A 22,701-nucleotide genomic window follows, 5' to 3' on the forward strand; every position below is an offset into this window, starting at 1 on the left:
CTTCACAATCTATGACCACCTATTATTTTCATAGCTTCCTCCACTGAAAGCTCGCCTTGTTTCACTTTTTCCAGTACTTCAATTTTGCTGTAAGATGGAACAGTACTTTCTTGGATAGGCACAGCTTCTTTTCTAGCCGTAATTTCTTCTACAAACCGATTAATCGTTGGATATCTGAAAAGATCACCAACTACAAACTCATACGAAGGCAACACTTTTCTAAGTAAGTTATATAATTTCAGTACAATTAAAGAATGGCCACCTTGATCGAATAGGCTACGATTCAACTGTACCTTTTTTCCTAAAACTACTTCCCATGTCTCTCTTACAATATCAACCATATCTCCTGACATTGAGATAGTCGACGTATCGGTTAACTGATTAAGTAATTCTTCAGCTTGTTTCCTTAGCAAAACTCTGTCAATCTTGCCATTCGTATTGCGGAGTAGCCTTTCTAAAGGAACAATAATATTCGGAATAGCAAAATCCGGAAGTATCTTAGAGATACTACTATTAATAGTCTCAATACTTTGGTCTGTTCCACTTATAAAGGCAATTAAAGTATTTTCACCGTTATTACTTGGAAGACAGATAACAAAACATTCCATACCTGGTTGAAGGGATAATAATGCATTCTCTACTTCTCCTAATTCTAATCGATAGCCTCGAATTTTTACTTGCTGATCACTGCGCCCATAAAATTCAATCACTCCATTAGCGTTCAATCTAACTAAATCACCAGTCCGGAAGTAGTTAACATCATTCAGAGTATAACTATTTGTGGTAACTAAACCCTCCTCGGTTACATAGCCTTTTGTTACTTGTTTCCCTCCAATGTGTAGTTCACCTATCATGCCAGGGGCTACCGAATTACCTGATTTATCAACAATTCTCAGCATTGTTCCTGGTAATGGTTTACCTATTGGACAAAGTCCGGATTTAGAACTATCATGATCGTTATTACACGTATAAACTAGAGACTCAATTGTACATTCACTTAGACCATAACCATTGTAAAAATTGACGCCTTCCCAAAGCATGTCACATATTTCATTCTTTTCTTCAAGTCTGAACGTATCAGCACCTACCACTACCGTTTTTAAATCTTTTAAGATAATATTTACCTCATTTAAATAGTGAATAAATTCTCTTACTAAAACAGGTGTTGACTCCAAAAATGAAATTTTATATTTAGCTGCCATTTCTGCTAAATATGCCATATCAATTCTTTTATCTTCCTCGCAAACGAACAAGCAGCCATTCGTTGACCATGCCTTCAGCAAATCACCTAAAAAAACATCGGATGTCCAACTCCCTAGTTGAAGAACATGTTGTTCACTAGAAAGGTCATAAAATTGTTTCCAGCTTTGGATTAGTTGTAACAACCCTTCTGCTTTTAATGAAACAATTTTAGGTTCCCCTGTACTACCAGAAGTAGAAATATAATATGCCACATCTTCCGAATTAAATCTGTAAGCCTCGCTCATCATTTCTTTTTCATCCGTACTACGCTCAATAATCGCTGGAATGTTATCTAGGAATAATGATGTTTTTGGTTGCAATATGTCTAATGTACGTTTAGTTCTTGCTTCAGGTATACTCGTATCAATAGCACACCATGCCGCACCTATTGTCCAAGCAGCAAAGATACCGATTGCTGTTTCAATACTTTTCTTTCCTACCAGTGCAACTGTATCCCCGCTCTGTACTCCTTCTTCGAGCAGTTGATTTGCCACAATATTGCTGTATCTTTTGACATCACGATAACTTAAATTTCTTTGACCATCTGAAATGGCTAAGGAATCATCCCTGTGGTCTCCTAAAATGGATTGAATTGAAAAATTTTCAGACGTAGTAGGAAATTCTGTCGTCAAAACATTCTTTAAATATAGCTCTTCGCCTTGTGTTAAGTTAATATTTTGGACCAACATATTATTATAGTTATCTATATTTTCAAATATATACTCAAGAGAATCTAGAAGTCTTAGAAGCTCCGTTTTCTCATAACGTTGTTGATCCCAACCTAATCGTAAGCATATGGAGTCTTGCGTAATATCAAATGTTACTGATAATGGATCAGAGCTTGTTCCATATTGGTGAACCAAATCACCATTCTTTTTATTATTTAAAGTTCCCTTGAAATTTTGGAAAATGACAGAGGTTTTAAAGATTTCTGTATCTCCAGACACCCCACCAAACTGTAATAATTTAGAATACGGAACTCCGCTGTTTTCAGAAACATCTTGCAGATGATCCATTGTCTGTAGACATACTTCTTTTAATGTTAGTTTATCTTCTATATCTATTTTGACTGGTAATGTGTTTATAAGCATTCCATTCATATCACTCGACTCTATTAATTGATATGGTCTTAATGCAAAAGTCGATCCTACGTATAGCTTATTCGTATGTTGATATCGGTTGATTAACACGCCCCATATTGTTAAAGCGATACTTGAAGTTGTAACTCTATTCTTTATGCTATAGGCATGAAGATTTTCTGCCGCTCTCTTGCTTAACTCTTTATCGATATACATGAATAATGGCTTTTGAGTGATATGTTGTGACTTTTCTATAGCTAATGTTTCGGCTTCAGCTAAATCACTTAATACATTTCCCCAATATTTTTCCAGTCCTTTTTGATACATTGGATCACTAATATAATGTAAATAAGGTTCTATATCTGGACGAATGGCTAATGAAGTGACATCCTTATTTAACAGCTTAAAGAAATCTTCAAGTGTTTGAGCAATTGACCAACCATCCATAATGATATGATGATGCACCCATACTAATAAGTTTTTAGATGGTTTCCAATTTTGAATAAGATAAAATTGTTGCGTCTTACTCAGCATCGTTTGCTGTAGCCTACCAATCTCACTTTTAAACCAATTCTCTATATTCATAAATTCATCTTGAATCCTTAAATAATTAACCTCTACTACATTGATGTCTTCTACATTGTTTTGAATAATTTGGATTGGTTCTATCTCTTGCTCCCACTCAAATTTTGTTCTTAATGCTGGGTTGGCCCTGGCAGTATTTAACCAAGCGTCTTGAATCTCTCCGAATGTAAATGAATTAGGAATTTCATAAGATAAAATTTGCCAATATGCATCTGATGTTGGATCCTTTAACGTTTCCATTAACATAACTAGCTGCAATGGTGTTAACGGGAGTTTCTTATCATTTTGTAGCATTCTATACTAACCTCCTTCCATATTATTTAAGTATGAGAGACATTTCTGATACCGTCGGATGCTTCAAAAAGTCTTTCGGAGTAATGTCAATACCATTGGTACGCAATTTAGATACTATTTGAAGAGATTTAATGGAATCTCCACCGATTTCAAAAAAGTTATCATCAATACCTATTTCATTAACCTTTAGTACTTCAGCCCATATTTCTACAATTGATTTTTCCAGTTCAGTTGTTGGCTCCCTGAAATTATTTTGAGCACCAGCAGCAAGGTATTGTGAAGCTTCTAAGCTAAGTAGTTTTCTGTCTCTTTTTCCGCTAGATGTTAATGGTAGTCTTTCTAACTCAACGAACATTGATGGGATATACGTTGCCGGTAAATCTTTAGAGACAGCTTTTTTTAAGTCATTTCTACTTAGACTATCTTTTAAATTTAAAGTGTAGAAGCAAACTAAACATGGTTTGTTATTTTGATCATTCCCTAATACTACTGCTGCATCGTTAACTTGTGGTTGCTGTATAACACACGCTTCAATTTCTTCTATCTCAATCCTTACACCGTTTACCTTAACTTGTGAATCTTTCCTTCCTAGAAAATCTAAACTACCATTCGCTGAAATTTTCACCAAATCACCAGACTTGTAAAAGGTTTTACCATTTCGCTCTACAAAAGCTTTGTTTGTTTCTATTTCATCCTTGAAATAGCCTTTTGCTAAAGAAGGTCCTCCAATCATTAATTCACCTGGAAATCCTTTTGGAACTGGTAGCCCAGCTTCATCGACCACTTCTATTTCTACATAAGGTAATGGAAAACCAATATTATAGTGATCTTTTGTTACCTGTTGAACAGTAACTTCAATCCCTGCCTCAGTTGGACCATATAAATTGAATGCTTCCACTTGTGGTAACAACTCATTTATTTTTTTAGCTAATGGAGCTGGCAGAGCTTCCCCACTTAAATGAAGATATTTTAATGGTAAATTGTAATCTTTTTGAGAGTCCATTTCATTGAGCATTAATTGCAACACAGAAGGGACAAAATGACACAAGTCAATTGACTTATCACTAATAAAATTCAATAAACCTAAAGGATCCCGATGCAAGTCTTTAGGAGCAACAACTAACGTAGCACCTGTACAAAGGGTATAAAATATTTCCCAAACAGATACATCAAATGTATATGGCGTTTTAAACAATGCTTTATTACCAGGTTTAATCTTATTTTGGTTTTTTTGCCATTCAATGCGTAAAGAAGCCCCTAAATGTGGACATACTACACCTTTCGGCTCACCCGTCGATCCAGAAGTAAACATAAGATATGCTGGATCATGGACAGAGACACTCCTCATTGCTTTTACATTATTTTTAACGCTATTTTTTTCTAAAGTATTTACAATTTCCCATTCTCCATATGGTATTTCATCTATTGTATTTATCATTAAAACTTTTGGATTTAATCTCGCTAATAATTTCTGTGTTCTTGCTATAGGATGCTCCGTATCTAAAGGAACATATACTGCGCCTGCCTTCAGAACACCTAGTATTACTGCGATGACATCTATTCCCCTGTCCATATAAATAGGCACGTAATCGCCTTTCGCAATACCCATAGATAGCAGTAATGAAGCATATTTTTCTGCTTCTTGATTGAGTTGTTCATATGTTACAGCTCTATCCAGCTCTTGAATAGCAATATAATCCTTATATTTTCTCGCTGCCTCTTCAAATTGACAGTGTAGTGGCTTAGCCTTTTGTATTAGTCCTCCATTATCGGCGGCGGATATAATGGAACCTTTTGTAAATGCAGAACTCCACAAATTATCTGGTTCATTAATTAATGAAGCAAGTAATCTAAAATAATTCTTCGCCAACAATTGAATCTCTACTTCTGTGAAATGAGCAAATGAATATTCTATATGTCCTTTTACTTCTCCGTTCTCCACATTGAAGAAACAACTTAAAGGAAATCTTGATCCACCAGTATCTTGCTCGATAAAACTAGTGTTGATATTCTTTAAATCCATTCCAAGATTCACTTTAAGACTGAATGTATTATTTACTACATCAAAATACTCTCTTTTATCAATGTTAGCCGCAATATCAACAATAGAGAAATCTCCATGAGCAATATTTTCATGTACAGTGTTACTGATTTCATGCAGGAGCTCTTTAAAGGAGGCATTTTTATTTAATGAAAGCGTTAAAGGAACTAAATTAACAAACATGCCAACATCATTTAAATTTTCATTTGTCCTACCATGATAAGGAACTCCTATCGTTATTGTGTCCTGCATACAATATTTTGCTAAATTTAGTGCCCAAGCAGTTAGTAATATTGTAAACTGACTCAATTTCATCTCCTGCGAAAATTGATTAATTTTTTTACCTAGCCCTCTATTGCTTTCAATCTCAAAAATCTTTCCAATTCTTATATATTCTTCGGATTTCTCTCGAATAGGCAGTTGAGCGAGTTTAAATGTCTTAGATTGCTCAACCCAAAAATCCTTCAAATTTTGATCCTTTGATTTATTAACCAATTTATTTATATTATTATATAAATTTTCAGAACTACTTGATTTGATGTCATCTCTAGTAATTTCCTCATTATAAACTTTAGCTATATTTTGAAGTATATTTTTTAAAGATAAGCCATCACATACAATATGATGAGAGACAAGTACAAAAACGGCTCCAGCATTCTCTGTATGAATGACTGCCCCTCTAAACAATAAATCGCTCTCTAACTGGAAAGGTTTATTATAAATTGTCTTTGCAAGTGAGCGCGCCTCCTCCATATTTTTCACCTGTAAGATTTGAATGTGGTGATCCACGTGCTCTGCTATATCATCTATATTTCTAATTTTTTGTTCAATTCCATAGGAGGCATTTTCTCTAAAATTCACAAAAAAGGCGGCATTTTTCTTAATGTTATGCACAAAGGCACTATAAAACTTACGTTCATCGAAAAGACCGTTAATATGAAAAGTAGCACCTACATTATAAAATGAATTTCCTTCATTTGTTTTCCATAAATACCAAAGCCCTTTCTGCATACTCGTTGCAGGGAACCACTCATTTTTATTATACATAGTAGGTTCATTGTTTGTTGATAGGGCTGGTAAAGTAGAAAGAATATCCAATAAATTACATGGTTTTCTCTGTTGCTGTACTTGCCATGGTAAACAATCAACATGAAACGCTTTTGACACTTTCACAGCAATTTCTGCCGCATCTAAGGAATTTCCTCCAACTTCAAACAAATCTGTTTGTGATGAGCATTTTAAGTCTAAGGTAGAAGAAAAAATATCAATAATCTTTTGCAAAGATTCACTTATATTCGTTGAAGATTCACTTAATTGTTTTCTGTTGAAATAGTCAATATGTTGTTTGTTCAACAATTCTCGATCTATTTTCCCGTTTCTAGTCAACGGTAAATGTTTATGAAAAATAAGTTGAACTGGTATCATATTGTTAGGCAGCTTGTCTTTTAAATAGTTAAATAATTCGAGTTCTGAAATAGAGGATTCCTCTTCTAATACAATGGATGCTGTCAATAGCGTATTTGAAGCTATATGTATTGGTAATGCTATAGCTTGACTTACTCTATTATGTTTTTGAAGAGTACTCTCTATATCCCCTAATTCAATTCTCACTCCATTAATGCTTAATTGAAAATCTTCCCTACCATGGAAATGGAAATTTCCTTGAAGATCTCTGCTTACGACATCCCCAGTGTTGTAGGCTCTTACATTTTCACCGTCAATGTCTAACTGCTTAAATTTTTCATTTGTCTCATGCGGCAAATTAATATATTCTCTTGCTAATCCCTCACCTGATATCCATAATGTTCCTTTTCTATCGACCTCATGAATGATTTGTAAATTTCGATCTAAAATAAAACACTTTACATAAGGTAAAGCAGAGCCTATATGAGGTAGCTTTTTCGCCTTGCCATCCGCTCTCTCTACAATTCCAGAAGTACTTACAACAGTCCCTTCACTTGGTCCATAATTGTTTACTACATGAAAAGGTAAATCTTTTGAAGGATACTTTGTTAGTTTATCTCCCCCTACCAAAAGATATTTTAAAGCAACATGACTATGATCCCAGTCGAGTTCCATTAGTCGCTCTGCAATTGGCGTAGATACAAATGAATGCGTTACTTGATGCTTTATCCAAGTATTTTTTAATAGCTCTGGGTTCAGTCTTTCATCTTTTGTCGTCATATAAATAGACGCTCTTGAAGCTATTGCCCCCCAAATCTCCCATATGGAAGCGTCGAATCCAGGTGAAGAGGTTAAAGATACTATTGAATTTTTTGTCACCTCAAACGTTTTTGTATGCCAATCGATTAATCGATTTAAAGATTGCCACTCCACGACTACACCCTTAGGTTTGCCTGTAGTACCTGATGTAAAGACAATATAAGCAGCTGATTTCAAAGAAAAATGAATATTTATGTTAATTTCCTTATGATCCAAGTTAAAATGTTGAAGAACATCATCAAGCTTAAAAGTGATCTGATCTTGAAAAGCATTTGCCTTATAAATATCCTGATGAGTAATTATTATGCTAGGTTTGATATCGTCAATGATGTTGTCGATTCTGTCCTTTGGTGTCTCTGGATCAATACAAACAATAACCCCACCAGCAATAAATGTTGATAAATGTGCAACAAGAAGAGCTGGTGACCTTCTAAGAACAATCAAAACATTTTGTTCAGCACCCGGTTTAATACCCTTCTCTTGCATTGCGGTTGCTAATTTAAACGCTTTATTAGCCAGTTGTTTTAAACTGTATTTATTTTGATTGAACCATAAGCTTTGTTCGTCATAGTAATTGATTTCTTCACTAAAAAAACTTTCATAGAAATTTGACATTCTATTACCCCAATCTAACAAATTATTTAAAAGCATTAATTTTTAGATATTTAGAATATAAATTCGGATTTGCGATTGATAATTTTAGAAATTCCAGTGTTTCATTTTTATGAAATCCTTTATGCATTAAAATGGAAAAAAATTGTTGAGATAAACTTGCAACTCTATGAGATTCCACTGTCATTTGTTTGCTCTCTTTCATCTCTTTTAATTCCTGTTTAATGATCTGATAGGGAGAATGGATTTCTTTCTCAAAGTCCTGCTTATCGATTTTCTCTTTAAAAGGAGTCCCAATAATAACTCTTAAACACGCTTGTAAAAAGTGGATAGTTTCTTCTACTTTGAATGTATTTTCATTAAGATTATTTAAAATAGAATGGATGCCATTTTTCTCGTTAACCGGTATCGCCCGATAGTCAGGATATTCCATCTTCATAATATCGGTTAGAATCGTTTTAGGACCCATCTCAATAAATGTGCCAACGTCTTTATTAATGAGCACATCCATAACTTTTGGCCATCTAACACTTTCCGTAAGTTGTCTACTTAATTGATCTGCTATTTCGTCAGCCCTACTATATAGTTGACCTGAAGCACAGGAAAATATAGGATATCGACAATCATTCATCTCTGTTTGTTGCAGAGCTGCTTGAAATCTTTTTTCTGCTGGCTTCATGAGTCTACTATGAGCAGGAACACTAACAGGTAATATCTTTGTAACCGCTCCCTTTTTCTGTAACTGAATGGATGCCTGCTCCAATGCATTTTTATGACCACTTAGTACGATTTGATTTGTCGAATTAAAGTTTGCAACAGTTACATGATTATTGTCAGTATCTATTCTTTGACATACTGCCTCTACTTCTTCTCCATTAAGTCCAAAACAAACAACCATACCACCATCTTGAGTACATTCACTCATAGCAGTTGCACGAAGCTTTACTAATTCAACTGCCTTGGCAAAAGGGATTCCGTCGGCAGCAACTACTGCCGACAGTTCACCTAGACTATGTCCAGTTAAATAGAGTTGTTTTACATCATTATTTTTTTTAAATATATCCCAACAGGCAATGCTATAAACTAGAATTGCAGGCTGAACTATTACCGTATTACGAAGTTCTCCATTGTTGTTTTCACATGCTTTCAATAAATCATAGCCTAATATATCGCTAGCCTCATTATACAAATCACGAGCTATTTGATAATTTTTGTATAATTCTTGTCCCATAGAATCGTATTGTGAACCTTGACCCGGAAATACAATTGCAGTGTTCAAACGATATCCCTCCCAATGTTAATAGTCATTTTTCTTTCAACTCAATGCTTATTCAATAGTAGAGATAGTGCCTCTTCTGATGAAATGTCATCACTTTCAAATGCCTCAAGAATATCGCTTAATTCATCTTTGGCATTATAAAAATGATCGCAGTATACAATTTGGTCTTGGAATGTAGGATTACTATATAAATCAGAGATTTCAAATTTTAAATCAATGAATTTATTTTTAAATAAATGAACAAATCTTAAAGCACTTAAAGAACTTCCTCCTAAACTAAAGAAATTATCAATTTCTTTAATCGTTGAAATACCTAAAACTGTTTTCCAAATTTCACGTATACTCGCTTCAATCTCAGATAGTGTAAACTCACTTTTCACTACTACTTCTTCCGTTGAAATACTTTCGTTTTGATTATTTTTTGACTGATTAAAGCGCTCTACTTCGTTCCAAAAACGCTCGCCAAATGGAATTTTAATAACTGGTTTAAGATAATGGACTTGCTCTAAATCAAAACGTGAAATCAGACTCCATTCATAGCCTTTAGTGAAGAATAAGTTCAATGAATTTTGGAAATCTACAAAATCAATTGGAGGTATGGCCGTATCACTCCCAAAATCTTTTTTATCGTCTAGTATTAACGTAAAGTTCATCGTTTTGCCGTTGATTCCTTTTTGATTCAAATACCCAGCCATTGAGTCTAAATATTGATTCACAGCGCAGCATTCACTTGCAGATTTTGTACCCATTAAAGAAGAGATTGAAGAAAATAGGATAAAGAAATCTAATGGCTCTGGATTTAATTCTTTTTCCACTAAATAAGTGCCGATTACTCTGTTATGAATACCTTTTTTGAATTGACTAAGCGTTAATTCTTTTATCCATAGATGGTAAAGTTGTTTGACTAACATAAACGCACCATTGATTTCACCAAAATCTTGTTTAATTTTCGCAAATGTTTCTTTAACAGCATGTTCATCTGTCACATCACACTGCAAGATTGTAACTGTAGAACCTCGACTTTCAATCTCCAAAATTGACGTCAGTTTATAAATCAACATTTCATCTTCTGGTTGATTATTCTCAATAATCTTTGCCCATTCCATTCGGTCTGGTAATAAATTTCTAGCTAATAAAATTATATTGACATTTTGCTTTTCACTTAAAAACTTCCCTAATTGAACACCTAAATATCCTGTACCACCTGCAATAACATAGTTTCCATTCGCTCTTACTATAATTTCATTGCCATTAAAGTCATCGCTTTGTCTTTCAATAACTTTTGTGTATCTTTTTGATTTTCTAAATGCCACTAATTCTGGGCGATGATCTTTATCTTGTTGTAACTCTTTTAATAATTGTGTAGCAATGTCTTGAGAACTTCCGTCTAAATCATGATCGATCGAATAGGATGAAATAGTCGGCTGTTCCTGTGAGATAACTTTCGCTAAGCCAAAAGTTGTTACCCTAGCAGGAATTATTTTTTCATCGTCCTGAACTTGCTCTGTTAATGACGACATGACATTTAATTGAATTGGATGTGTAACTTCAAACTCTAATAACATCTTTGTTATATTGAATAGTGAGAAAATACCTTCTTCTTGGGATTTCTCCATAGTTTCTTTTGTTTCCATTGTTTCATCTAAGTGCTTGAATGTGTAAGAATGGATAATCCCTTTTAAATTCCTTAATTCATCCACACCTATATTTTCAAACAGCTTATACATATCTTTTTCGGAATTTATGTCAATACCATATTGTTCCGTTGTATATTTTACAAATTTGTCTGATTCAAGTACTTCAATTATTTTTATACCTAAAGCAGCCATTCTATTCTTTAGCTCAACTATATTTTCATCATCTTTATTCACAAAGAAAAGCCAAGTTGATCCTGCTTTTAATGCTACATCAGTAGTCGTATTATCATAAGGATAATATAACCATTTCTTTTCGAAAAATAGCTCTTTCGTCTGATTTTGGAATGCCTCTTTACTAGATGGCCATATTCTTCTTGTATTAAAAATACTGACCGGCAACGGAAGTAATTGCCCATCTTTAAATAATTCGCGACATTCCTCTGTAACATTGTTACCTTCTAAGTATCGCTGCATTAGCGCTTTATCTGCTGATGATGAAGCGGTAAATTCATCTAGATTTTTAATACTATCAACTTGTGTTTCATGTTCATCAGCTAAAAATATGCCTTGTGTATAAAAATTCTTCGGGACCTTTTCAAATGTTCTTACATTTAATAATCTTTCGACTTTTCGAAGTAGTTCATGACAATCGCTTGCAAAAATACATACTCTAGACTGTTCATGGCTTCTTCTATTATTTAATGTATAGGCTAAATCTTGAATACTGTAATTTTCATTATTTTTAAGATGACTAGCTAATGTTTTTATTTGATCCCAAAGCGCCCTACGAGTTTTACTTGAAATAAACAACGGTGTCAGTTTTTCAGTTACTTGCTCCTGTTTATGATGTCGATATTCCTCTAGTACCACATGAACATTCGTGCCACTTATGCCTATTGAATTAACACCTGCTCTTAAAATTTTATGTTCATCAAACGTTTTATTTTCTGAGCTGACTTTGAACGGTGTTTCTTTGAAGCTTATTTTAGGATTTTCTGCTACAAAATGATTAAGACCTGGAACTGTTCTTTTTTCGATGGATAGTACAGCTTTTATTAATCCTGCAATGCCTGCAGCATCACCCATATGGCCAAAATTCGACTTAATTGAACCTAATTGACATTCAACAGTCTTATTTGATTTTTGTAGATATGCCTTTTTAAGTCCTTCTACTTCGAGTAAATCACCTACTTGAGTACCTGCGCCATGTGCCTCGACAAAGTCAATTTCATTAAATGATAACTTTGCATCATCCAGAGCATCCATGATTGCTTTAGATTGAGCGTCAGGATTAGGAACTTGCATTCCATTTGATGCACCGTCGCTACTTATACTTGAACCCTTTAAGACAGCATGTATGTGATTGTTGTCGTTTATAGCATCAGATAATCTCTTTAGAACAATAGCAGCAACCCCTTCACCTCCGATAATCCCATCTGCACTTTCATCAAATGGTGAACATCTATATTTTGTGCTTCTTACAACATAATCAGGCGCTTCTTCTTCCCAATAAGGAAATAAATTCAAATTTACTCCAGCAACTACCGCTAAGTTACAATCCCCCTGCTTAAGTGCATTTTTAGCAACATGAACCGCGGCTAAAGAAGAGGAACAACTCGTATTAATTGTCATAACTGGACCTTTAAGATCGAATGCATATGATAAATGATAGCCCAGATTAGCAGGTATATTTGAAATAAAAGCCCGCTCATCTTTTTCTTCAAATAAATTTAAATAATCAAATGCAGGATGAGGGGTATGCGCTATAAATACGCCAGTATTTGAATCCTTTAGATGATTTTCCTTGTATCCTGCCATGTACAAGGACTCTAATGCAACCTGTAAAAACAAACGCTCCGCTGGCCCCATAAATTGAGCTTCATGTTCATTCAATCCGAATTGTTCAGGATCAAACTGTTCAATGTTCGTTAGCCATGAGCCATACGATCTTGGATCATTCGTTAAATTATTTTTCAAATGGTTATACATGTCATGCAATTTAGGGTTAGAATTAACAATTAAATCAAAACGTTCTTTTGAAAATTCAGTCACAAAATCCTTTTTATTTATGAGACCTGTCCATAGATCATCCAGGTTTGAGACATTAGGAAATCTTAAAGACATACCAACAATTGCGAGTGGTTCACTTGTTTCTTTTTCCATTTCATCTAGTAAATTTAATGCTAAATTTGTATCCAACTTATTTTCTTCTACTAAACTTAATATTTTTTTAGACATTGTGCTGTACATCATTTTCTTCTCTCCTATCAAAGTCTTTAATGTATTTTAGTTGAGCGAAAATTGCCACAGTTAATATAATTAAGCCTCCAGCTAGTAAGAGTAGCGTCCCATACACTCCTCGTTCTCCACTACCTAAATAAGGGATAATATTTACGTTTGAGGCAACTAATTTATCAGCAAGTATTCCTCCTAAAATGTAAGCGACGGGCAATGAAATCCAAGCGAATGTTCTAGCAATTGAAAAAACTCTTCCTAATAAATTGGGCTCCGTATGGAGTTGAATTAAAGTTAGTGTACCTGTATTAACCACTGGCAATAATAACCCTAAACCACCCCAAAAAACGGCAATTAATAGCATATTATTGAATAACCCTGTTAACGTTATAAAAACACCAATACCAAAATTCGAAATTAGTACTAACCATATGATGTGTTTCTTCAATTTGATGAATGACATTAGTACCCCGCCTAACACCATCCCTCCCCCATATATAGAGCTTAGTAAACCAAATTGTTCAACAGTTCCAAAGCTCAATATATACGGCTGTCCAACTACTTGATTGAACCCTAGTGCAAAATTTAAAACCGTAAATAGTAACACTAACGTAAGAAGTGATTTATGCTTGATTAAATAATTGAAACCATCTTTTAGATCACCTAAAATGGTGTTATTTTCTTTGCTATCTTCATTATCACTGTTCTCTTTCACGCTTAATTTTGTCCAAAGTATTAAGAGAATAGGAATGGCAATACAATAAGTAACTAGCTCTGCCCCAATGATATAGATAATACTTCCAAATCCCATTATTACACCACCAATAACAGGACCCAGAACATCACTAGTCGATGATGCCATGGAAAATACACCATTAGCTCTAGATAACTTTTCCTTTGGCACTAGGTTAGGTGCTAATGTTTGTAATGCTGGTGTTTGCATAGAGCTAACTATAGAAAGAGATATAGCACCAGCAATTACATGAACCATACTTATATTCCCTAGTAAAAGGGAGGAGAAAATTATTGAAGAAATAATTAGTCCAATAATATCTCCTAGTAATATTAATAATCGTGGACCTTTCCTATCTATCCAAATTCCTATAAAAGGCGATAACACAATTGCTGGTAGAAATCCCGCAACTAAAACGACCGCAAAACTAGATACTTGACCTGTACTTTGGTAAGCCCAGACACCAAGCCCAAACCTTGCAACAGAAGAACCTAATAAAGATATAAAATGAGTAGCTACAACCATTAAAAAGATTGTAAATCCTCTGTTTGTTGGTTTGCTAAAATAAGTTATCATGTACTTTGGGGCTCCTTTGCATTTCCACTACATTCAATCAAAGCTTCTTCAAACTTAGATAAGAGATGTTGAGCTTTTTCATTACTAATCACTTGTGTATCTACCTCTAAGCTTAGATTAAGTTTTCCATCCAAAATAAAGATGTTTATTTCCAAAATATTAGAGAGTTCATTATCAGGATGAATAGCAGGGGCCTGAGGAAGATTTGAGGAGTACTGTAGCACTCCGTTCCCTCCATTTTTACTATTTGTGGAAGTACTAATATCGTTATCAAAATCCCCTAAATAATTGACCAATATTGATGGCTGAATATGCGTAATATTGTTATTTTCTTTAATCCACCTTGCTATCATAAAGTCCAGTCCACTGCCAATTTCGCTCAATGCTTGTCCAACTGTGTAAAGCATTTCTTCGACAGTATTTATTGTCACCTGTAGCGGATACATCGTAGTAAACCAACCTATTGTTCTACTAAGATCTAATGCTGATTGGCGACTATCTCGTCCATGCCCTTCAAAGTTAAATAACACATCTTTTTGACCGAATATTTGACTAAAAGCTTGAGCAAATGTTACTGCAATAAGAACATCAGGTTTATAAATTTCTGAGTGTTTTCTAGCATTTAAAAATTGCTGTGTACTTTCCTCACTTAGCGTTTTCGTTACGTGATATCGATCCTTAAATAAATAATCTTTTCTGACAGGCTGAATGCATAATGGATGTACATTTTCCACATCTATATTTTCCCAATAAGAATGATTCGTGTGTAATTCTTTTTTATACAATTCTCCTATCCAATCCGAAAATTGCGTCATAGGGAAGCTGATCTTATCTTCACCATTTACAATAGCTAAATAATTATTTTCTAATTCCTCTAATAGAACCCTCCATGAAACTCCGTCAACGACTAGATGATGAATAAAGAATGTCAAAATAGGCTTCTTAGATGTTAGGAACACTACTGCTCCTATTGGTAATACCTTTCCAAAATTAAAGTTATTTTGTAATTGGAATTGAATCTTTTCAATTTCTTCTTTTAACATACTTGGAGGTGTTAATTTTAGATCTTTCACAATTAGCTTAAATGTGTTTACTAAGCTTGGTTCAACAAAAGCCTTTGGTTTGCTCTCGTTCACATCAAACCATGTCAGCAAGCTCTCATTAACCGAAATAATTGATTGGAAAGACTTTTCTAAAGCAGCTACATCCACTTTCTCAGGCAATTCTACTGACATTAATAAGTTCCAATAGTGGGCATGTTTAAATGTTTGTTGGAAGAACCATCTTTGCATTGGAGCAAGTGGAATCTCCTTAGAACTTAATTCCTGCCATTCTTTTTGAATGTCCATTTCTTTAGTAGTGTTCATAGCGATTTTTCGAATACTTCTACAATTAAAGATATGGTCAATTTTCAAATTAATATTTTTTTCCTTTGCCTTTGAGATAAACTTTAATGCCTTGATGGAGTCTCCTCCAATTTTAAAGAAATCAGAATCAATGTTAAATTGACGGTCACTTAAAATCCCTTTTAGTATAGACAGCAACTCTCTTTCAACCTCTGTCAAACTACTAATATCATCTGTCTGAACTATTTTGTCGTCGTATAATTCAGGGCTTGGCAGTGAAAGTCTATCTACTTTTCCACTATTAGCCATTGGAATTTGTTCAATTTTTTGATAATACGTAGGAATTAAAGATTCTGGTAAATATCGTAAAAGGTACTTTTCAATATCTCTTTGATTAATCTCTTGTTGACTGACTAAGTAAGCACACAGCTGTTCACCAGATTCATTTTTATATAATTTAACCACAGCATCTTTAATACTTGGGATTTCTCGCAAATATCTTTCGATTTCTTCTAGCTCTACTCTATGGCCGCGAATTTTAACCATATTATCTTTACGTCCATAACAAACGATTTTACCGTTAGGCAAAACTTGTCCCAAATCCCCTGTCTTATATAAATAGCCTGAGTGTAAATGATTAATATGATTAGCTATAAACTTAGTTCTAGTTAAATTAGGCTCTCCCAAATAGCCTAGGGCAACACTCTCACCACCTAATACGATTTCACCAACACCATATGAAGGGACTAGCTGATTCTGATTGTTCAAAATGTAAACAGAAGTGTTATGAATCGGTAATCCGATTGGCGCATGGATATAATCTGAGTGTAAATCTTCTTCTGTTACTTCATGATAAATCGTTCCAACAGTAGCTTCAGTTGGCCCATATTCATTAATGATACGAGCATGAGGGAATTGATCTCTCAACGTTTTACATAATGATATATCTAAAGCTTCTCCCCCTAGGATGAAGCACTCTACATTTGGTGCAAATCTCTCATCCTCAATTAAATACTGGATCTGTTTAGGTGTGCCTTTTATCGTTATTGTTTCTTTTATTTTGGCTACACTTTCAAAAGCCTGATCGATTTCTCCTTCACAGCATATTATTTTTCCACCCGTTATTAATGGAATAAACATGGAAGTAATAGTTAAATCGACAGATATTGAAGTGAAAAATGGCATATCTAACGATCTTCCAGTAGGTGAATAGTATGCAGTAGCCCAGTTCAAATAATTATTAAGGTTTTTACCTGAAACAACTACACCTTTTGGTTTTCCAGTACTACCGGATGTAAAGAGAATATATGCAGGAGAAGTTTTAGCAAAAGAAGTTAACTCAATCTCTACATGCTCGTCTAGATGAATTGCTTCACTTAGCATATTTTTAGAGCTGCTTTGTTTATACTTTTCGCCCTTCTCTTTAACAATGATGACAGCATCAAATCTATATTGATTTAGCTCATTGCTTACAGTGTATGTCTTCTCAGAACATTCAATTTGTATATCAGCACCTATATCACTGAGAAGCTCTTTTAAAATTTCTTCATTAATAAATAAATCTGTATCCCAATCTAATTTAGTATTCTTATCCATATTTTCTTCTTTAAATGCTTGTAAAGAAGAGACAAATTCATCTTTTTTATCGATATTTAATAAATCTCCCAAGAAGATGATTCCGCCCTCTTTTAAAGAGTCAATAGCTTTTTGAAGTACCACCTTTAAATAGCCATAACTCGGGAAACAATGAATAACACTATTAATGACAACAGCATCTAATGCTGTTTCAAACTTCTTAAAGGCATGAGCCTTCGAAATGTCAAATTGAATATTGTTAAAGTTAGATTTCTGAGCAATCTGTTTATTCCTCTCGATAATGGAAGAAGATAAATCCATAGCTGTATATGTTTTTGTATATGGAGCAAGAGCAAAAGTTGTCAAACCTGAGCCACATCCAAGCTCTAATACATTTGAATCTCGAGGTAAATACTTTCTTATTTTGTTTACTGCATTTTCCGCATACTCTTGCATTTCTAAGGAACTGAAAGCTTCACCTGTATAACTACTATTCCAACCACTAGCCTCTATTTCTGTTTTCTGCCCTTCTGCAAAATAGTTCCACAAAGATTCGTTCATTAATTCACTTGAATCAACAACAGCACACTGATCTAAATCTGTTTCTCCTAACACCATAACCGTTTGAATATGGTCATTTTCAAATAACAGCCTATTACACAATGAATAGAATTTCTTTTCTGAAATAATAAAGTTAGCTTGACTTTGTTTGATAATAGATTCAATTCTTGCTTTTGGGTTTTTAGGTGATACAGGTATAAATGTGACATTACTCATTAAACAAGATAAAATACCTAAAATGGCTGTTCTATTATTGTCAGAAATAATGACAACATTTTTGATTTCACTGTTGCTGTTCAATAATTTTCTTGCTATTGATTTACTTTTATCTACCAACTCTTGATATGTTAATGAACCTTCGTTATCTTCTAATGCTGTTTTTTGTGGGTTCTTTTCTGCCATCATTAAAATGGTATTTAAAAAGTTTCTGCCGTCTTCGACAAATTGACCATTTATAACACTTTTACTATTTTCTACATCGGTGTTATTTAATTCATGCTCATGTAAAATCATTTCTAGTATTTTTAAATACGTTTCAATTAATGAATCAATAAATTTAGATGAATATACACCGTCATAATACTCAAGGTTGCAGAATAACTCTCCACTTGGTAATTCAACGAATTCGAATTCAAGATCCCATTTACTAGTTTTGTGTTCAGAAACAATAGGTGTTAATTCTGCATCGTCAAAAGCTGATGTCGTATTTTTAAATTTAAAATTTTGAAGTGCCACGTTTATATTAAATAAAGGTGAACGACTAGTATCTCGAGGTAAATCTAATTTCTCCACTAATAAATCGAAAGGATATTCTTGATGCTTAAAGCTATCCAATAACATGGTCTTGACATTTCTTAATAATGTAAGGAAATCATCCTGTTCTTCATAATTAATCCTTAATGGGATAGTATTTGTGAATAAACCAATAATTTTCTCTAATTCTTCATTCAATCTTCCAGATACTGGTGTCCCGATCACCATATCCGTATCTCCAGTCATCTGATTAATAAGTTTAAATACACTTGAAACTAAAACCATGTATAATGTACTTTCATTTGTATTAGCAAAAGTTTTTAATTGATCTGCTAATGTAGCACTAATATCAAACCTTTTTAGCTTTCCTGTATAGCGGAAAGTACTTGGTCTTAATTTATCGCCTGTGATTTCGGTAATCGGAAGACTTCCGCTTAATGTATGAAGCCAGTAATCTTCATGTTGTTTAAATCTACCACTTTCTATATTTTCACGTTGCCATGCAGCAAAATCTACATACGTATTTTCTATTTGTGGCAATGTTTCATGTATATTATTACTACTATTGTACAAAGTGAAAAGTTCATCCGATAATAGCGATAATGACCAGCCATCTACTATAATATGGTGCATCATTAAAGCAAACAGACTTTTATCTTTTCCTGTTTTATATACAAATACTCTTAAAAGGGGTCCCGTTTCCAAATCATACGGAGTTTCTTTCCAACGATTTATTTGATCCATAGCTTTTGCTTCAGCATTATCTTCTAAATTAAAATCTTTGTATTCAAATAAATAGTTTGGTTTTTGCAGTATTTTCTGTTTATTTCCATTCTCATGCTTTACAAAAACTGTTCTTAACGATTCATGTCTCTGTGAAAGTAAATCGAATGTTTGGCGTAATCTCTCAATGTCAACTAACCCGTTAACTTTAAAAATAAACGGAGTATTGTAAACCATTTTTTGATCTGTTAATTGTTCTATAATGCTTAATCTGTTTTGACCGTATGATAATGGATATTCATGATTTTCAACACTAATTTGAGGTATTTCTTCTGTTGATTTTGAATGATCATTGTTTAATTGTTTACTTAGTTGTTCAAATGTAAGGAATACATCATCTAATACAAATTCTCTCTTAAATTGTTTTTTCAAACGAGTAATAAATTGTAGCCCTGAAAGAGAATTTCCACCTACTGATATAAAACTATCCGTCTGCTTAATATTCTCTGTTTCTAGGATTATTTCTGCTAAACGAATGATTTCTTCAAGATTTGTTTTTCCTTTTACCTCTATAGCCTTTACGCCAGCCTCACTCTGTAACCAATAAGATTTCTCATCAAAGTAGTATGTAGGTAAAGAAATTTTATGATTCTTCTCATCTTGGAATTGTTTATGCCAACTACATTTTTCACCTGTAATAAAATCTTCTGCCAATTTTTTGATATTGTGATCGTCATGGGTTGTCATATCAATAATTTTTTCCCAATTAGCCATATCAAGATTGATTAAATTTTTACATGCGGCTATTAGATCGTCTATTGTCTCTGCAATAATGGCTACTCTTATTTCATGATGCTCCCTACCTGTACACATCGTATATGCTAAATCACTTATATTAATCATATCCCCAGTTAAATTGGAGAAATGTTCAATAGTGCCTCGCAAAGATAATTCAGATTTAGCAGAAAAAGGAATAACATATGCTTTTTCATTATGATCTTTCTTATGGATTTCAGTCTTCGTTGGAGCTTCCTCTAATAGTAAATGTACATTTGTACCATTAAAGCCAAAACAACTTACACCAGCTACAATAGGTTCATTTTCTTTTTTATTTTTTTTAATGTTAAATGGTAATGTCGGAATAAAAACTGGAGAATTGACAAAATCAATGTGTGTATTTGGTTCAACTAAATTTATTGTAGGTGGAACTATTCCTTTTTTTATTACATGTAGCGCTTTGATTACACCCGATAAACCTGCAGCTCCATCAAGTAAGTGGCCAATATTTCCCTTCACAGAACCAATTGGCAAAAATTGTTTATCATTATTACTTCGTTCAACTGCTTCTTGAAGGCCTCTTATTTCAATAGGGTCACCTAAATGAGTACCTGTGCCATGCGCTTCAATATAGTCAATTTGCTCAGGCTTAATGCCAGCTAAATCCCAAGTTTCGGCTAATAAATCTGCATGTGCTTTAGGATTTGGTGCAGTAATACCTGCTGAAGTACCATCATTATTTACTTTAGAGGCAATTATAACAGCGTGGATATTATCATTATCTTCTATTGCTTGATCTAAAGGTTTTAATAACAGCGCTACTGCCCCTTCTCCTCTTCCTATCCCACTTGCTGAGTCGTCAAATGGCTTACACTTTTGTTGCTCAGACATAATACCCGCAGCATTCATAAAAAGTTTTTCACTATTTATTGGATAAGGAAAAATATTAACACCACCGACTAACGCCGTTTCACAATCATTATTCATTAAACCCACACATGCCTCGTGAATTGCCAACATTGAAGAGGCACAGGTAGCATTCACAACATAAGACGGTCCTTTTAAATTAAAAATATAAGAAATTCTTGAGGCCGTAAAAGCAGGAATATTACCTGGAACACTTAATGGTGTGAATTCAGCCAATCCTTCAGAGTAATTGGTCATAGCTGCTGAAATGTAAACACCTGTATTTGAATTTTTTATACGACTCCCTGCATAACCAGCATCTTCAAAACATTGGTATGCAATTTGAAGGAATCTACGCTGTTGTGGATCCATCACTTTTGCTTCAGCAGCTGAAATATTAAAAAATCCAGCATCAAATTTATCAATTTCATCTAGCCACGCTGCATCCCAAAATGGTTTCTCCTTTGAAATTTTAAGTTTTTCCATATTATTAACAAGGAATCCCTCACACAACGATTTCCTACTATCACTTAATTCTGTTATTTTGTCCTGTTCATTGCTTAAAACATTCCAAAATTCATCAAAATTTTTAGCACCAGGTAATTCCGCAGAAATTCCGATAATTGCGATCTTTTTATCTACTTTCGGTTTAGACTCACTTTTAATTTCATTCACTGATTCAATGATTTGTTTCGCTGCATTTTTTGTTAGTTCTTTATTTTTAAGAAGATTTAAAACTTGAGGTATTAATTTACTCATAATATTTACCCTCCTCTATTATCAGATTATTCAAAAAATATTTTTCTAAGGCCGAAAACTCTTTTATCTTTAGTTGTTGCTCTGATGGAAATTCATTCATTTTACTGCATACGGAAATTTTATAACCATTAATCAAGTTATATTGCTTGAAATAATAAGGATAAGGACTAATATTTTGTTCAATTGAAATTTCATTATTACTAGTCTCTATGGAGAAAGAATCTAAAGGAATGCTTAAACCTAATCCAATATTTTTCACAAAAGCTTCCTTCAAAGTCCATAAATCATAAAAATGTTCTTTTTTCCTTTCAGTTGGCGTTTGACTGTACGAAGCGTATTCTATACGTGAAAAATAATTTTTAATTATTTCATCATCGTAATTAGCTTTCATCTCTTCAATATCAATTCCTACATCACAATTGCCAATGACACATATGACCCATTCACCTGAATGAGAAATGTTAAATTCATAATCTCCATTGATACAGTATGGCTTTCCATACGTATTCGTTTGGATATTTATTTCAGAAGGATGACATTTTAAATGCTTCATCAATAAATATTTCATCAACAATTCAGCTATTAAGGATCTATATGCATCTATTTTATTTAAGTAAGCTTCTATTCTTCTTGCTTTTTTTGTACATACAAAATTCATTAGTTCAGAATAATTTGAAATATGTACAGGTACTTTAATTAAACAAATTTCTATCACATATCACGCCCCCAAAATGTTCTCCATAACCCCAGAGTAAAAATTCCTTA

7 protein-coding genes are annotated in these 22,701 nt (G+C 33.6%); all 7 read right to left on the reverse strand.

What is annotated here, in order from left to right; all coding sequences use genetic code 11:
• Nucleotides 1–2: 2 nt before the first annotated feature.
• The 7 genes from V6670_RS12925 to V6670_RS12955 are packed head-to-tail and all read right to left on the reverse strand — an operon-like array spanning nt 3 to nt 22,651.
• Nucleotides 3–3,200: an AMP-binding protein gene (locus V6670_RS12925; RefSeq protein ID WP_338651343.1), complete on the reverse strand. Its 3,198-nt coding sequence runs from the start codon at nt 3,198–3,200 to the stop codon at nt 3–5.
• Nucleotides 3,201–3,222: 22 nt separating this feature from the next.
• Entirely contained in the window at nt 3,223–8,079 is a 4,857-nt protein-coding gene (locus tag V6670_RS12930; RefSeq protein WP_338651344.1) for an amino acid adenylation domain-containing protein, read from the reverse strand.
• Between the two features lie 22 nt (nt 8,080–8,101).
• The gene (gene fabD / locus V6670_RS12935) at nt 8,102–9,355 is read right to left on the reverse strand and encodes an ACP S-malonyltransferase (protein WP_338651345.1); all 1,254 of its coding nucleotides are present in this window, start codon (nt 9,353–9,355) and stop codon (nt 8,102–8,104) included.
• A 41-nt stretch (nt 9,356–9,396) separates the two neighbouring features.
• Nucleotides 9,397–13,245, reverse strand: a complete 3,849-nt coding sequence (locus V6670_RS12940; RefSeq protein WP_338651346.1) for a beta-ketoacyl synthase N-terminal-like domain-containing protein — start codon at nt 13,243–13,245, stop codon at nt 9,397–9,399.
• Complete coding sequence (locus tag V6670_RS12945; RefSeq protein WP_338651347.1) at nt 13,223–14,536, reverse strand: MFS transporter; 1,314 nt, start codon at nt 14,534–14,536, stop codon at nt 13,223–13,225. The genes V6670_RS12940 and V6670_RS12945 overlap by 23 nt, the downstream gene beginning before the upstream one ends.
• Nucleotides 14,533–21,936, reverse strand: a complete 7,404-nt coding sequence (locus tag V6670_RS12950; RefSeq protein WP_338651348.1) for a condensation domain-containing protein — start codon at nt 21,934–21,936, stop codon at nt 14,533–14,535. Before V6670_RS12950 ends, V6670_RS12945 begins: the two co-directional genes overlap by 4 nt.
• Complete coding sequence (locus V6670_RS12955) at nt 21,929–22,651, reverse strand: 4'-phosphopantetheinyl transferase superfamily protein (protein ID WP_338651349.1); 723 nt, start codon at nt 22,649–22,651, stop codon at nt 21,929–21,931. The genes V6670_RS12950 and V6670_RS12955 overlap by 8 nt, the downstream gene beginning before the upstream one ends.
• Nucleotides 22,652–22,701: the final 50 nt, after the last annotated feature.

It is taken from the genome of Lysinibacillus sp. Y5S-8 (assembly GCF_036894365.1).
In the GTDB taxonomy this organism is placed as follows: Bacteria; Bacillota; Bacilli; order Bacillales_A; family Planococcaceae; genus Lysinibacillus; species Lysinibacillus fusiformis_D.

Excerpts from the sequence above, each read along its gene's own strand:
- V6670_RS12930 (WP_338651344.1), bottom strand. The coding sequence starts at position 8,079 with ATGTCAAATTTCTATGAAAGTTTTTTTAGTGAAGAAATCAATTACTAT.
- V6670_RS12950 (WP_338651348.1), bottom strand. The coding sequence starts at position 21,936 with ATGAGTAAATTAATACCTCAAGTTTTAAATCTTCTTAAAAATAAAGAA.
- V6670_RS12925 (WP_338651343.1), bottom strand. The coding sequence starts at position 3,200 with ATGCTACAAAATGATAAGAAACTCCCGTTAACACCATTGCAGCTAGTT.
- V6670_RS12945 (WP_338651347.1), bottom strand. The coding sequence starts at position 14,536 with ATGATAACTTATTTTAGCAAACCAACAAACAGAGGATTTACAATCTTT.
- V6670_RS12940 (WP_338651346.1), bottom strand. The coding sequence starts at position 13,245 with ATGATGTACAGCACAATGTCTAAAAAAATATTAAGTTTAGTAGAAGAA.